Here is a 15,817-nt window from a genome sequence, read left to right as displayed (position 1 = left end):
CTACATGCGGCGATGCTTCTTCAGCGCCAGCACATTTAAGAGAGCGAACAAGAGGGAGAAGCCTACAAGCACGTATACATCCAACTGAAAATCCCCCCAATCCTCGCCGCGAATCATAATGCCTTGCATCGCATCAGCACCATAATAGAGCGGCATAATCAAGCTTAGCTTTTGCAGCAAAGGGTTCATGGCATCGAGATTAAACAGGCCGGAGAAAAAAGCCTGCGGCACGATTACGATCGGAATGAATTGAATGATTTGAAATTCACTGCTGGCAAAGGAGGATAGCAGCGTTCCGAGCGTTAATGCCGTTAAGGAAAGCAGTAAATTAATAATCAGCATATATCCAATGTTTCCGGCCATATATAGCCCTAATATGTCGACCGAATACCAGGCGATCAAAGAAGCTTGCAGCAGGGTGAAAATACCGAATCCAGCTAAATACCCAACCACGATCTCGCTTCGGCGGATCGGCGTGGCCAGCAGGCGCTCCAAGGTTCCGCTTGTTCTTTCTCTAAGGAAGGAAACGCCAGCAAGCAGAAAGACGAAGAAAAAAGAGAAAAAACCAATGAGTATGGGTCCAAATGAATCGAAAGCAGCCATATCCGGCCCGCCGTGTAAATAAGTAATAGCAGGGGCCTCGCTTCCTTCGCTTGTTTGCAATGCATTTTGCATTAGCAATAATACTGCCCGGTTGATCGAGGGGTCGCTTCCTTCAAGCGTTAGCTCGGGATTACCGCCGTCCAATTGCAGGATGCCGTCCAGGTCGCCTGCTTGAATCGCGGATTGAGCAGCAGAGTCCGTGTCATAGATGACAATATCGGCACCTAGCTGCTCGAATTTCTCGTTTAGGGCAGCGGGGAGTTTAACGGTTCCAATCACAGGAGCTACGGCTTGCCCGTCAAATACGAGCTTCATTAAGCTCAGGATAAGAAGGGGGGCAAGAAACAATAAGGCAAGCGTCCGCTTATCACGCAAAAATTGCTTGATGATCCGGATGGTCAGTGCGCGTATTCTCATCGCTGGTCACCTTCGTTCTCGCCAAGCGCAATGAACGCTTCTTCTAACGTGCTGCAGCCAGCCTGCTCCTTGAGGGCTTGCGGCGTATCGACTGCTATGAGCTTTCCGCTCCGGATCAGACCTAAGCGATCGCATTTCTCTGCTTCATCCATGACATGAGTCGTCAAAATAATAGTCACGCCCTGTGTGGCAAGCTCGGAGAGCTCCTTCCAAATGGACTTGCGCAAGACCGGATCAATGCCCACCGTCGGCTCGTCTAGCACGAGCAGCTTAGGTTCATGCAGGAGGGCGATGGCAAGCGATAGCCTTCTTTTCATTCCTCCGGAATAAGCGGCGGTCTGTTTGTTTAGATGATCGGTCAATGCAACAAGTTTGGAAACGGCCTGAATCCGGGCTTGTAGCGCTTCACCCTTTAGACCAAACATGGCGCCAAAAAAAGCTAAATTTTGTTTCCCTGTCAATTCATTGTACAGTGCATCCGATTGCGCCATGTAACCGAAGGCTTGCAGCATTTTCAGCTGCGGCATCTTCTCACCGAGCATTCGAACCGAACCGTCATCCGCCCGGTCAATTCCTGTCATTATCTTTATTAGCGTTGTTTTGCCCGAACCGGAAGGGCCTAACAAGCCAAACAGCTCGCCCTGCGGGATGGAGAGCGTAATTCCCTCAAGCACGGTACGGCCGCTAAACCTGCGGGTGATGCCTTGCAGTTCTACTGCGATGCTTGATTTTGTAGGTGCAGCGGGGCTGAATAGAGTCATATCGCACACTCCTTTTTTCATAATGAGTAAGTACTCACTTTATTATAGAGGGAATCGCAATAATTTAGAAGTGAGTACTTACTCATTTTTTTCGATTACATCGGTCTTCAGTCGTAGTTGATTTCCGACTAAGGGCGAGAACCAAATCCATTCTCTGGACGTTTTTTCTCATTCGTACTTCCTACTATGATTAGAAAAGACAAAACACTAGAAAACCGTAGAGGGAAAAGGAGTCGGAAACAAATGAGTAAATTGACAGAATGGTCGTTCCGGAATAAGGCGGCCATCATCCTGATCGTCATGATGGCTTTAGCGATGGGGGTGATCAGCTACTTTAGATTGCCGATGGAGTTTTTGCCGGCAGCTGATAACCCGCAGGTTATGATTACGGCTATTGGACCAGGCAATGACGCCAAGTCAATGGAACAGACCGTTACAAATCCGCTGGAAGAGGCGGTAACCTTCGTTAAAGGAAAAACGGATATGTTCTCGACCTCTGGCGACGGTTATGCGCAAATCAATTTGAATTTTGATTCGAAGACAAACATGAAGGAAGCTAAGGCTGAGATTGAGCGGATCGTCGATCAGGTACAGCTTCCTGAGAATGTAATGAAGCCATTCGTTGTTCAATTTAATACGTCCATGATTCCAATTGCATGGGTTACATTAACCTTCGATGACGGAATGAGTGAGCAGGAAAAGGAAGCGAAGCTTAAAGAGGTTACGACGGAGCTTCAGAAATCCGAGGGCGCAGGCGAGGTCAGCATAAGCGGAAAATCAACGCCGGCAGTCCATATCATACCGAATACGGATAAGATCGCGGCTGCAGGCATACCAATGCAAGCGCTAATGGGCGTGCTGCAGGGCCGGGGAGCATCCGTTTCGATTGGCGAACGCACGCTGGACGGAGCGGCTGGCAATATCAACGTATATGACCAGGTGACGGATCTGGAAACGCTCCGCAAGCTTCCTGTCGCTGCCGGCGTGCAGCTTGGCGATGTCGCTAGTGTCGAATTTGCAAAGGATCAAGAGAGCATCAGCCGTATGAACGGTAAGGATGCCATTATGTACACCGTCTCTAAATCTGCTGATGCGAACGCCGTTACTGTTGGTAAAGGCATTGAAGAGACAGTTGAACGTTTAAATGCAGACCTAAAAGGAATCGATGCCTCGATTATTCTAAGTACTTCCGATTCGGTCGTATCATCCGTAAACAGCATGATGCGCGAGGTGCTGCTCGGAGCATTGTTCGCTACGATCGTAATCTTATTGTTCATGCGTAATTTCAAAGCTACGATCGTAACGATTGTATCGATTCCGCTGTCGCTTGGCATTACATTATATTTGCTTCAGCTATCAGGCGTATCGCTCAACATTATCACGCTAGGTGGCGTTGCGGTGGCCGTTGGACGACTCGTTGATGACAGTATAGTCGTTATCGAGAATATATACAGAAGACTCCAAAAAGAGTCATTTTCGGTTAAGCTGATTACGGACGCGACGAAAGAAGTTTCCTCCGCGATAACATCGTCTACGCTTGTGACGGTTGCGGTATTTTTACCGATGGGCCTTTTGCGCGGATCATTGCAGGCATTCCTGCTGCCATTCGCACTGACAGTTGCTTATTCGCTGCTTGCTTCCTTACTTGTTGCCTTGACGGTAGTGCCGCTCTTAAGCGCCGTGCTGCTGCGGGGAACGAAGGAGAAGGAGCATGCCGGTTCGCCTAAATTCGCAGCATTTATCAGATGGAACCTTGCTCACAAAATCGTACCGCTTCTTATAGCGGTGCTGCTATTCGCAGGCTCAATCAGCGCATATGTGTTCATGCCAAAGGGAGCGCTCGACTCTTCCAGCGCTGAGAACATTAATGTAACCTTGCAATATCCGAGTGAAACGCCGGCGGATCGTGTACTGGAAGAAGGAAAGAAATTCGAATCCTACCTGACTGCCGATCAGGATATTGAATGGGTCATGATGATGCTCGGCAATAGCGCTGATGCAGCGAAATACGGATCGGTATCATCGCCTACCCTGATTACGTATATGATCGATTTGAAGGATAACGTTGACGCAGAGCTGTTTATGGAGAATGTGAAAGCGCAGAAGGATAATTATAAAGACGCCGTTTTGACCGCAAATGCATCTGATTTAATGATGGGCGGGGGATCCTCGCAAATCTATATCGATGTGACAGGCGACAACATTGAGCAGCTTACTCAAACATCAGATCAATTGATTGCAGCGGTTAAACCGATTGACGGCGTGCAGAAGGTAGAAAGCAACCAAGAAGAGAAAAAATCGGTCTATTCCTTTAAAGTCGATCCTACCCTGGCTAAAGGCCAAGAGGTCGCTATGCAGCTGCAAAGCATGCTCAATCCGCTGCCAATCGGTACGATCCAAATAGAGGAGAGCGATACACCGGTCATTTTGCAGCCAGTCGTGAATCCAGCGTCAACAACCGAGCTAGAACAACTGACGGTCATGACAGAGGCTGGCGCAATGCCAATATCGAAAGTTGCAGAACTGGTTCGCTCTGATGAGCCTTCCTTGTATTACCATAAAGAAGGAAAGACTTACATTCGTGTAACGGCTAACGCGGAGCCTAAAGAGCTGTCGGTCGTTGGGGAAGAAATCAATAAAGCGGCAGATGCGCTTAAGCTGCCTGATGGAGTATCCCTTTCAGTGGGCGGAGCATCCGCTGATCAGTCAAGTGATTTTGCGGATTTGGGCTTAACGGCGCTTATTTCCATCGGTATCGTATACCTCATCATGGTATTGACGTTTAAGACGCTGCGAGCGCCGCTGGCGATTATGATTTCCTTGCCGCTAGCTGCCATCGGTGCGGTTACAGGCTTGCTTGTAACGGGCGTTACGCCAGACTTCACGGCGATGTTCGGAGCGCTGATGCTGATCGGAATCGTGGTTACGAATGCGATTGTCTTAATTGACCGAGTGAAGCAAAATGAGCAGACGATGTCCATTCGCGAATCGCTGATCGAAGCAGCAACGACGCGCATGCGTCCGATCGTGATGACGGCAGTAGCCACAGTATCGGCGATGCTGCCGCTCGTATTCGGTTCACATGAATCGGGAAGCATCGTTTCGCAAAGCCTTGCGATCGTCGTCATCGGCGGCTTGATCGCGGCAACGCTGCTTACCCTGATTATTGTTCCTTGCGTGTATGAGCTGTTGTTCTTCCGCACTTCACGCAAACAAAGACGCGCTAACGCAGCATCCGCACAAACGGAAGCCGCAGCTGCTCAGCAGCTTTAACTGAAAAGAGCTGTCCCAGAAGGCGTTATGCCTTGCTGGGACAGCTCTTTTTTATTATATAAGAATTTATATGTTTTCACATATAAATTCTTATATATCTCCGCGAAACGACTGCTTTTGCCACAGAGGACGGCGACAGCCGTTTACGCTTATAATACGATTATATGTTCGACATATGGTAAAGCGGCATCAGCGTTTCATACGTAGCAGAAGCAAGAGCAAGCAGCGCTTCGCCGTCGCGCAGGATGGGATCATTTACCTGCACATGTCGTCCGATAAGGAGCTCAGCCTTCTGTACGTCCCGGAAACGAACAAGCGCGTCTTTCCAGTCCTTCTTTGTCATCGTGCTGACCGCAGTCGATTCTTTTTTCATATGATCAAGAGAAAGCACGTAATCCTTAGGTACATTCGCGATGACATCGTCGATTTGTTTTAAGAAAGCAGTTGCGATATTGGCTTTGTTCGGAACCTCGTAAATAAGCGCCAGCCATAGAAACAAATGGTCATCAAATAAGCCAAGCTGAAAATGCGGGTGTGCTTTGTAGCCGCGTTTGTTGCTGCAAATCGCCAGCCAGGTATCCTTAGGCGGATTGACCTTGCGGCGGGCGTGCCTAGCTACATGCAGGTACATCTCGTTGCCGGCATGCACTGCAGCATCAACGCTAAGCTGCTCCCCGAGTGCCCGAAACTTTGGTTGAATCTGATTTTGAATGGCCGCCATTCGCTCTTCGAGACCCTCGATTCCAAAAACATCGAAATCGGCCTGCGTAAATCCAGCTAGCTTTGCTGAGGTGGTCTGTGTTGTCATGGTTTAATCTCCTTTAATTTAAAAATCATTGATGCGCTAATTTCAAATAAAAGATTGCGATTTGGGTACGGTCGCGAAGCTCAAGTTTATTTAATATTTCAGTAATATAATTTTTGATCGTGCCCTCGCTTAAAAATAAGGATGCCGCAATTTCCTTGTTGGATTGCCCATCGGCAATTAATTTTACAATTTGAACCTCGGTTTGCGTAAGGCCTGCAATGGCTGCTGCTTTGCCGGATTCGGCACGCGGCGTTTCAAGCATCCCTGCCAGCTTGCGGGCAATGTCCGGATGAATGAGGACATTGCCTTCATGGACGGTCTTAATGCCGCTGATAATGCGGCTAGGCGGTACATTTTTGAGCAAATAGCCGTTAGCTCCGTTACGAATCGCTTGTGCGATGTATTCATCGTCATCAAAGGTCGTTAAGATGAGGACAGCAGGGGGAGAGTCAAGCGCGCGGAGCAGCTTGGTTCCCTCTACGCCGTCACAAATGGGCATCCGAATATCCATTAGTACAACATCGACTTTATTATGACAAGCAAACGCAGCAGCTTCTTGCCCGTTGCCGCAAACCCCTGCAACATGCAAATCATTATCCAGCTCCAAAATCACCTTCATGCTCTCTCGGATAAATGGATCATCATCCACGACCAGCACCTGGATCATAAGCACATAACCTCATTTCTAAACACTCTAAATTCCGTTATCCGCCAAGCAGCGGAAGCGTCGTCGTGATAGAGAACCGATCAGACTTTTTCCATTCCACTCGGCCGCCGATCAATGCCATCCTCTCTCTCATGCCTCGCATGCCAAGCCCGGCTTCTATCGGCTCTTCCGGCAGGCTGCCGTTATTCGCTATCGTAAGGGCAACGCTTGAAGCAAGGAAGTCAAGGTCTACCGTAACAGACGTCGCTTTTCCGTGACGAACGGCATTCGTGATGGCTTCTTGGGCATTTTTGAACAGGATGAGCTCCATACTCGGATAAAGCGGTCTAGGGTTGCCGGTTACTTGGAAGCTGACCGTTATCCCGAGGCCAGCTGCCGACTCTTCCACGAGTCGATCGAGCGCATACCGTCTGACATCCTTTTCACCGTCCGCTGCCAATCTCCTAACAGTACGGCGCATTAGCTCCATGCTGTCCTGCAGTTGATCGCGTATTTGCTCGACTGTGCCGCGTGCCCTGACGGTGTCCGCATTAAATAAATGCAGAGCGGCTTCCGACATCATTTTGACGCGAATCAGCCGGTGCCCCAGATCATCGTGGATATCTTTGGCGATCCGGTTGCGCTCTTCAATCTGGGCTTGATACTCAACCTGCAGGGCATATTCCTGCATTCGGATTCTCGCGGCATCGAGCTCGGCATGACTGGCGGCTAGCGCTTCGTACAAGTCCTCTATGTGATGATGCTTTTCCTCATATTCATTAGTAGCGTAGAGTATTGCTGCTGTCATGACCCACAGTACAGCCGCAGTCAGGAGCAGATGATGATCATTGTTTTGCAATCCAGCGATTAATGCCATTAACCCTATAGCAGACCATAGGACACTTCGCGTTCGGTCAGGTCTGCCGCGGAAAGAGGCAATGAGAGTGGAGAACAGCAAGAGAAACAGGAATCCCCCATAGGTATAGGAAAACCAGGCGAAGCTGATAAGCTCGGCAACCAGCAATAGATTGCGATATTTAGGAAATAACGAGCTAGTCTTTATCAGCAGAAGCGCAAGCAGGACAGAGGCCGTATAGAGGGCATAGAAGCTAGGGCTGACGTTCACGATACTAATAACGGAAGGTACCGCTACCAGTAAGGCTCGAATCCGATACAGCAGTATATTCATATCGAAATAGCTCCCGCAGCTGAATTTGCTTCATTATAGCACAATCTCTGATTGACGAACGACTAGAGAGGAAGGTTTTCATATAACCTTCACGCTTTCAGCCCGGTCATTTAAAGAGATGACTTTTGTCACCTCCAGAAGGTGACTTATTTGACCTGTTTCCAAGATTGCCCTGGTTTACAATAGGTTTATCAGAAACAAACCAGGAGGATGAGGATGGATGAGTCTAGTTGCATTTCGCGAGGTTGTTAAGAAATATGATACAACGTTAACCGTTAACCACCTTACTTTTAATATCGGCGAAGGAGAAATTTTCGGTTTGCTGGGTCCAAACGGCGCAGGAAAAAGCACAACCATTCATATGCTGTCGGGGTTGCTGGATCCAAGCGGCGGCGACATTTTGGTTGACGGCTTCTCCATACGGAAGCAGCCGCTCGAAGTAAAGAAAAGGATTGGGCTGGTGCCGCAGGAGCTCGCGATCTACGAAACGTTAACTGCAAGGGAAAACGTAACTTTTTTTGCGAAGCTGTATGGCCTCCGAGGCTCGATGCTTCGCGATCGAGTAGATGAAGCGCTGCAATTTGTCGGGCTGCTGGATAAGGCTAAGGATAAGCCATCGACGTTTTCCGGCGGCATGAAGAGACGGCTCAATATCGCATGCGCCATCATGCACCGGCCAAAGCTGATTATTATGGATGAGCCGACTGTGGGCATTGACCCGCAATCCAGAAATCACATTTTAGAATCGGTAAGAGCTTTAAATAAACTTGGCTCAACCGTGATTTATACAAGCCACTACATGGAAGAGGCGGAGGCGATATGCACCAGAATCGGTATCCTCGATCAAGGCAAGCTTATTGCATACGGCACGAAGGATGAATTAAAACGCCAGGTTGGACAGGATGAGAAGCTTATTTTTGAAATTGACGGGCTGCCGAGACCAGCACGGGATGAGATGTCAGGGCATCCGGGCGTGCAGCATCTGGATGAGCGGGATAACGGTAAGACGCTTGAAGTGTCGGTAAAGGAATCGCCGTCCATTCTCCAAGATTTATTGTTTATCATCCAGAAGCACAGCATTAATCTTCGCAAGCTGACACGGGTGGAGCCGAATCTCGAATCGCTCTTTCTGCAAATGACCGGACGCAATTTGCGTGACGAATAGGAGGAGCTTTCGATGAGAGTTTGGTGGACGACTGCTTATTATGAATTGATTAAATACAGCAGGATGCGTTCCGTTCTAATTATATTGATCGGATTGCCATTGCTATTGATTTTGCTGCTCGGCAGCGCGTTCGATACCGAGATTAAGCCTGCCAAAGTTGCTTATTTCAACGAGGACCAAGGAGAGTTGAAGGCAAGCATTGATTCATTTTGGAACGATGAAGCCAATCGGCACTATGTTAAGGTTCTTCAAGCGGAATCGGAAAGCGAAGTAAAGGACTGGGTGCGAGAAGGCCTGGCGGATTACGGCGTATATATTCCTGACTACTTCTCCAAGCAAGTGCTGGCGGGAGACGCTTCTAAATGGTTCACCTACAGCGGGCGTTACGAAGAGAAAAATATAGCAGCGGATGCGTTTGTCGATCGTTATATGTCTAGCGTGAATATGGAAATTGCAGCCACGAAGACGCTTGACGAGGCGGCGGCTGCTGGAGCAGGCGTGCAGAGCGGCCAATCAGCTGCCGCATCGGAATCACCGATAGACATTCATAATCTTGGAATGGGTGACAGCCAATTTTTTGGCGAGACTTCTGCCATCCAATATTATTCGGCAGCGTACCTCATTATGTTTCTGCTTTATGGGGGCATGACGGCAGCCATTGCATTGCTGACCCAGAAAGAGAACGGTACGCTTCACCGCTTGTACGCCATCCCGCATTCATTCCGGGTGATCGTGTTTGGCATCATCGTTGGCGCTGTTATGCTTGCTGCGCTGCAAGCGGTTGTCATTGTAGTGTTTACAACTTATTTTTACGGTGTTGATTGGGGCGGGCAATTTGGTGCCATTTCGTTAATTTGTTTGCTTACGACAGCGGCTGGCGCAGGTCTAGCCATTACGATCGCATCAATAGCCCGTACAAGAAAAACGACGCAAACCTTATTTACCATCGTCGTATTCAGCATGACATTTCTCAGCGGAGGCATGATGACCGGTGTCGAGAAATTGGTCGGCGGGGCTAATAAATTAACGATTAATCATTGGGCTAACATCAGTCTTCGTGCCATCATGAGCGAAACCAACGACTCGGACGTTTGGCACGGAATCGGAATTCTCACACTGATCGCACTCGCGCTTACAATAATTGCGGTCATAAGACTGCCTAAGGTGGTGAAGCAGCATGCCTAGCTTGCATATAGCAGCGCAGCTCATACGCAGAACGATGGGGTCACGTCGCGGACTGATCATGAACGTCCTGATTCCGGCTATTATTTTATCGATTATGGTTGGATTGTTTGCAAGCTTAGAAGGAAACAAAGCCGTGATTGCCGTAAATAATACGGATACGGGAATATTAGCCGCCTATTTAGCTTCCGCGATAGAAAAGGAATCCCTTTATGAAATTCTAAACGTATCGAATTCCGAGCAGGAGCTTAAAAATCTTGTCATCGACGGGAAAGCAGACGCAGCAATCTATATTCCACCCGATTTTACGGCGAAAATGCTAGAGGGCATTCACGCTAAGGCGTCACTCTACCAAATGAATAAGCAGCTGTGGAATGCTTCACTTGCAGCAATGCTGGCAACAGAATCAGATCGGCTTTTCGCATCTGTTGGTCTTGTAAGCAGTGCAGGTAGCGAAGCGGGTGCTGATTTGGCAAAGCTGGAAGCCCTGCTTGAAGCACAAGCAGCGCCAATGATTGTTGCGGAAAATGCTGAAATGCAGCTTGGTCATATCGTTTCCAACCCGATGATGATCGGCCTTATCTTGATGTTTCTTATGCTTCTTGTCAGCCAATCCATCGGTTTTGTAATGGAGGATCGGGAGCAGCGAACGATGGCCAGAATGTTTACCGCTCCGCTTCGATCAATGGATATTGCGTTTGGCAACTTTATGGGCAGCATGCTGGTAGGCACCATACAGCTTGTGATTGTATTAAGTTTATTGTATTTCGTCTTCGGTTATTCGCATGGCATACCGTTTGGAGCCATGCTGCTCGTGCTGGAATTTTTCCTGCTCGCAGCAGTGGGAGTGGCTTCTGCAATAGCCGGCTTAGTACGAAACAGCACGCAGCTTTCCCAAATCAACAACTTGGTGATTACGCCGTCCTGCATGATCAGCGGCTGTTTTTTCCCGCTTTCGATTCTGCCGGATTTCATGCAAAAGCTCGCTAATTTCACTCCTCAAAAATGGGCAATTATGGCGATTGACCGTTTGGGCGGCGGAGGCAGCTTTAGCGACATCAGCTTGCAGCTATGTATCCTGCTCTTGTTCGCTGCCGTATTGCTTGCCTTTGGTTCCGTTGTGCTTAGACCGAATCGAACCAGTTGATAACCGTTCGTATTCTTTTATGAAAATAGTCTTGACTTCGAATGCGTTTTAATGTAAATTTGTCAAAACTTAATGACATCTTATCAGCGTAGATCAAGGCTATGTTAATCAGCCAACGTTTATTTCAGAGAGGAAGCCCACTGGCTGCAAGGCTTCTATGAACGATTGATTAAACCCTACCTTGTGAGCTGCAGCAGTAAATTATTGGCCGTGCTGCTGCCGGGAATTATTTCCGTTATCGATTGAGAGCTGCTCTATGTTTGCTGCGGCTATATTAGGGTGGTACCACGAACGCATTCGTCCCTTACGAATGCGTTCTTTTTGTTTTCGAAAAAATGGGAATTTAACATGGGAGGGTTATCAAAAATGAGACAGAGCCAATTATTAATGCCAACCCTGCGTGAAGCGCCGTCCGATGCGGAAGCAATCAGCCATCAATTGATGCTGCGCGCAGGATTAATCAGACAGCTTGCGGCTGGTATTTATACTTATTTGCCGTTAGGCCGCCGTGTATTAAGAAAGCTTGAGCAAATTGTCCGGGAGGAAATGGATCTCGCCGGTGCGCAAGAGATTCTTATGCCCGCGATGCAGCCGGCTGAGCTATGGCAGCAATCCGGCCGCTATGAGATTTACGGGCCTGAGCTCATGCGACTGCGAGACCGCCATGAGCGGGAATTTACATTAGGACCGACTCACGAGGAAGTTATTACGGCATTGGTCCGCAGCGAGGTGAGCTCTTACCGGCAGCTTCCGATGACGCTGTACCAAATTCAAACGAAATTCCGTGATGAGAAGCGGCCGCGCTTCGGCCTATTGCGCGGCAGAGAGTTTCTGATGAAGGACGCCTACTCCTTTGACGCGGATTGGGAAGGGCTTCATCGAAGCTATACGAGCATGTATGAAGCTTATCACCGTATTTTCACGCGCTGCGGGTTATATTTCCGTTCCGTAGAAGCCGATGCCGGTTCAATCGGAGGCGAAGGCGGAACGCATGAATTTATGGCACTCGCGGATATTGGTGAAGACACGATTGCGGTATGCAGTGCTTGCAGCTACGCGGCTAACCTAGAGAAAGCGGAGTATGGAACAAAAAAGCAGCTTGTTCGCGAGCAAGCAAAAGGGGAGAAAGAGCTCAGCGCTCAGCTTGAGCGGCATCATACTCCGGATATCAAAAAGATCGAGCAGCTAACCGATGAATTTGGGCTCGGAGCGGATTCTTTCATCAAAACTATGATTTACTTAGCCGATGGCAAGCCTATAGCCATCATCATTCGTGGAGATCATGAGGTTAATGAAATAAAAGTGAAGAACAAGCTGTCTGCCTCGCATCTTGAACTGGCGGACCAAGCAACAACGGAGCTAGTGACTGGCGCGCCTGCCGGCTTCGCGGGACCGATCGGACTTCAGATTCCAATGCTCGCTGACTTTGCGGTTCTTGCAATGGACAGCGGTATTGCAGGAGCTAACGAAAAAGATTTCCACCTTGGCAATGTGAAACCGGATGTTCATTTGGCAGAGGCATTAGCCGGTGATTACCGTAACGCTGAAGCGGGAGACTGCTGCCCGCGCTGCGCGGAGGGGAGTTTGACATTGTACCGGGGGATTGAGGTCGGACATGTGTTCAAGCTTGGCACCAAATACAGCGAATCATTGCAAGCCAAATATTTGAATGCCTCGGGATCAATGCAGCCATTTATTATGGGCTGTTACGGCATTGGCGTATCCAGGCTGTTGTCTGCCGTATTAGAGCAGCATAGCGATGGCAACGGAATCGTATGGCCAAGGTCAATCGCGCCGTACCAGGTACATGTCGTGCCCGTTTCGGTGAAAGATCCCGTGCAGATGGATTTGGCAATGCATATTACGGCTAGGCTTAACGAAGGTGGAGTGGATACGCTGCTGGATGATCGTGACGAGAGGCCTGGCGTTAAATTCAAGGATTCCGATTTAATCGGAATACCGCTTCGTATCGTTGTAGGCAAACATGCTGCCGAAGGAGCCGTAGAATTAAAGGTAAGAAAGGCCGGCGAAATTCAAAAGTGTGGTTTGGAAGAAGCTATTTCTTTCGCACTCGGATCAGAATATTAAAAGTATTTCTGATTTTCCGCGTCTGCCTATGGAATAATGCCGCAAAAAGGGAACGAGCTGTCTTCATTTGGAGGCGGCCGCGCCCTTTTTTTATGAAAGTCGGCTTTCAGCGTAAAATTAGTCAATAATCCAAGTTGCCAGAACATAGGATGGAGTATAAGATAAAAGTAAGAACAAATTATCAGAACATTTCGTCAACTAAACTGAGGTAAGGGAGGGATTGCCGTGAACAAAAGCCATGAAGTCGAATATTGCAATTTGGAGCTGCGATTTGACCGCCGGCAAATCCAAAATCTCATCCGCGATCTTATTCAAGAGGGTTATTCCTTGTATTGGAGTGAGACGGAGGGACAGTTCCTTGTATCGATCCGTACTGGCCGCAAGCTCGTTAAGCTTCAATTCCAGCGCATGAAGAACCGTTACAAAATTGTCGGAGATTACATCATTAAAGACGAGAAGTTGTCAGAGTTGATTGAAAAGCTGATTAATGACACACGTGGACATGCGGTTGTAAAGCGCATTAAAGATCGTCAAATCGTCATTGAGAGTATTATGTTCGGTGAGATTATACGACTCGTGGAGGTGTCCGGTATGGAACATCGGATTATTTATCAGAAGAAGCCTTTCGTTACAATAGAAGAAATGATCAGAGCTTTTCAATCCAAGCGCGCAGAAGAAAGAGCCATCGTGCTGCGCTATGAGCTTGATTACGAGTTGTCGATGCTGTTTGACGCGCTGCAGGGCACGGATGAGGAAGCGGTTTCTGAGTCAAAAGAGCGATTGATGGCACTTCGCTCGGAAATGTTGCAACTGGAACTCTGATGATAGTTGGCGATCCCGATATGAAAACCTAAAAACGATCAATTGCTGCGGTTTCAATCAGCCATTGATCGTTTTTATGTTTTTTCAGGTTGTTCATGAGCAGGAAACAATTTGTATATTCTCATAATAAATGTGAGGTATTTAGGCATATATAAGATAAACTTTTTAAATCGGTCAATAAATCTGATGCCGTTATTCCGACATTTTTACGGTTAGGCAGTTTTCTTCTTGGAATAAAAAGAGTAAAATAAAACTATTGTGACCCAAAATAGATGATGAAGGATGGAAGAACCAGATGTCAAAACAGCAAATTGGTGTAATTGGATTGGCCGTAATGGGTAAGAACCTTGCCCTTAACATTGAGAGCAGAGGCTTCACGGTATCGGTGTTCAACCGCTCCCGCGAGAAGACAGATGATCTCGTTCAAGAAGCAGCAGGGAAAAATCTTGTCCCTACTTATACAATTGAAGAGTTTGTTCAATCGTTGGAAGTTCCTCGCAAAATTTTGATCATGGTACAAGCTGGAGCAGGTACGGATGCAACAATCGATTCCCTCGTTCCGCATTTGGCTGAGGGCGATATTATCATCGATGGCGGTAACGCTTATTTCCCTGATACCGTTCGCCGCAGCAAAGATCTTGAAGCTAAAGGCTTCCGTTTCATCGGGACTGGCGTTTCCGGCGGCGAAGAGGGCGCTTTGAAAGGACCTTCCATCATGCCTGGCGGCCAAAAATCCGCTTATGAGCTTGTTGAACCGATCCTTACTGCGATTTCCGCTAAAGTCGGAGATGACGCTTGCTGCACATATATCGGACCAGACGGTGCAGGCCACTACGTGAAGATGGTACATAACGGAATCGAGTACGGCGACATGCAGCTGATTTGCGAAGCTTATGACCTGCTCAAAAACGTTCTTGACGTTAGTGCGGAAGAGCTTCACGAGATTTTCTCCGAGTGGAACAAAGGGGAACTAGATAGCTACCTGATCGAGATCACAAGAGATATCTTCTCGAAATACGATCCTGAGACTGGCAAGCCAATGGTAGACGTAATCTTGGATTCCGCTGGTCAAAAGGGTACTGGAAAATGGACTAGCCAAAGCTCGCTTGATCTTGGCGTACCTCTTTCCATCATTACGGAATCCGTATTCACTCGCTTCTTGTCCGCTATGAAGGAAGAACGCGTTGTGGCAAGCAAAGTGCTTAACGGCCCTGCAAAAACACCTTTCACTGGCGACAGAGCAGCATTTATCGAGTCCGTACGCAAAGCTTTGTTTGCAAGCAAAATATGCTCGTACGCTCAAGGCTTCGCTCAAATGCGTGCAGCTTCTGAAGAATATAACTGGGATCTTAACTACGGCGAAATCGCTATGATTTTCCGCGGCGGCTGCATTATCCGTGCTCGCTTCCTGCAAAACATCAAAGACGCTTACGACCGTGATCCGAATCTGCGCAACTTGTTGCTTGATTCTTATTTCCAAAACATCGTTGAAACTTACCAAGGCGCATGGCGTGAAGTTATCGCAGCTGCAGTAACAAACGGCGTACCGGTACCGGCGTTCTCAAGCGCTATTGCTTATTTCGATAGCTACCGCACGGAGCGTTTGCCTGCAAACTTGCTTCAAGCGCAACGTGACTACTTCGGTGCTCATACGTTCAAGCGTTTGGACAAAGAAGGCAGCTTCCACTTCAACTGGATGCAATCTTAATTTCAAAA

At 48.2% G+C, this 15,817-nt stretch carries 12 protein-coding genes; 7 read left to right on the top strand and 5 right to left on the bottom strand.

The genetic code is table 11. The features are described from left to right. Complete coding sequence (locus RCO25_RS03205) at window positions 1-1,020, bottom strand: ABC transporter permease (RefSeq protein WP_308994689.1); 1,020 nt, start codon at window positions 1,018-1,020, stop codon at window positions 1-3. Continuing rightward, a complete protein-coding gene (locus RCO25_RS03200) occupies window positions 1,017-1,781 on the bottom strand; it encodes an ABC transporter ATP-binding protein (protein WP_308994688.1) in 765 nt (254 codons plus the stop codon). Before RCO25_RS03200 ends, RCO25_RS03205 begins: the two co-directional genes overlap by 4 nt. A 243-nt stretch (window positions 1,782-2,024) precedes the next feature. On the opposite strand from RCO25_RS03200, the gene RCO25_RS03195 reads away from it, so the two are divergent. Next, window positions 2,025-5,054, top strand: a complete 3,030-nt coding sequence (locus RCO25_RS03195) for an efflux RND transporter permease subunit (protein WP_308994687.1) — start codon at window positions 2,025-2,027, stop codon at window positions 5,052-5,054. Window positions 5,055-5,214: 160 nt separating this feature from the next. Here RCO25_RS03195 and RCO25_RS03190 read toward each other — a convergent pair whose 3' ends face one another. Genes RCO25_RS03190 through RCO25_RS03180 form a run of 3 tightly spaced genes read right to left on the bottom strand, consistent with a single transcriptional unit; the run spans window position 5,215 to window position 7,697 of the window. Continuing rightward, entirely contained in the window at window positions 5,215-5,862 is a 648-nt protein-coding gene (locus tag RCO25_RS03190) for a DUF1054 domain-containing protein (RefSeq protein ID WP_308994686.1), read from the bottom strand. A gap of 25 nt (window positions 5,863-5,887) precedes the next feature. After that, the gene (locus RCO25_RS03185) at window positions 5,888-6,529 is read right to left on the bottom strand and encodes a response regulator (protein WP_308994685.1); all 642 of its coding nucleotides are present in this window, start codon (window positions 6,527-6,529) and stop codon (window positions 5,888-5,890) included. Window positions 6,530-6,566: 37 nt separating this feature from the next. Next, window positions 6,567-7,697, bottom strand: a complete 1,131-nt coding sequence (locus tag RCO25_RS03180; RefSeq protein WP_308994684.1) for a sensor histidine kinase — start codon at window positions 7,695-7,697, stop codon at window positions 6,567-6,569. Window positions 7,698-7,917: 220 nt separating this feature from the next. Between RCO25_RS03180 and RCO25_RS03175 the strand changes: the two genes are divergently transcribed. The 6 genes from RCO25_RS03175 (at window position 7,918) to gndA (ending at window position 15,809) form a co-directional block, all read left to right on the top strand. Continuing rightward, a complete protein-coding gene (locus RCO25_RS03175; RefSeq protein ID WP_308994683.1) occupies window positions 7,918-8,862 on the top strand; it encodes an ABC transporter ATP-binding protein in 945 nt (314 codons plus the stop codon). 12 nt (window positions 8,863-8,874) lie between these two features. Then, the gene (locus RCO25_RS03170) at window positions 8,875-10,047 is read left to right on the top strand and encodes an ABC transporter permease (RefSeq protein ID WP_308994682.1); all 1,173 of its coding nucleotides are present in this window, start codon (window positions 8,875-8,877) and stop codon (window positions 10,045-10,047) included. Then, on the top strand, window positions 10,040-11,191 hold the full coding sequence (locus RCO25_RS03165) for an ABC transporter permease (RefSeq protein ID WP_308994681.1): 1,152 nt from the start codon (window positions 10,040-10,042) through the stop codon (window positions 11,189-11,191). Before RCO25_RS03170 ends, RCO25_RS03165 begins: the two co-directional genes overlap by 8 nt. Window positions 11,192-11,557: 366 nt before the next feature. After that, window positions 11,558-13,279 carry a proline--tRNA ligase gene (locus RCO25_RS03160; protein WP_308994680.1) on the top strand — a complete coding sequence of 574 codons (1,722 nt, stop codon included), beginning with the start codon at window positions 11,558-11,560 and terminating at the stop codon, window positions 13,277-13,279. A 225-nt stretch (window positions 13,280-13,504) separates the two neighbouring features. Next, on the top strand, window positions 13,505-14,101 hold the full coding sequence (locus RCO25_RS03155; protein ID WP_308994679.1) for a hypothetical protein: 597 nt from the start codon (window positions 13,505-13,507) through the stop codon (window positions 14,099-14,101). A gap of 295 nt (window positions 14,102-14,396) precedes the next feature. Then, window positions 14,397-15,809: an NADP-dependent phosphogluconate dehydrogenase gene (gndA, locus tag RCO25_RS03150; RefSeq protein ID WP_308994678.1), complete on the top strand. Its 1,413-nt coding sequence runs from the start codon at window positions 14,397-14,399 to the stop codon at window positions 15,807-15,809. The last annotated feature ends 8 nt before the right edge of the window (window positions 15,810-15,817 follow it).

Origin of the sequence: Paenibacillus sp. LHD-38 (assembly GCF_031157315.1) — a bacterium.
Lineage (GTDB): Bacteria > Bacillota > Bacilli > Paenibacillales > Paenibacillaceae > Pristimantibacillus.
This window is presented reverse-complemented; position numbering and strand designations above follow the sequence as displayed.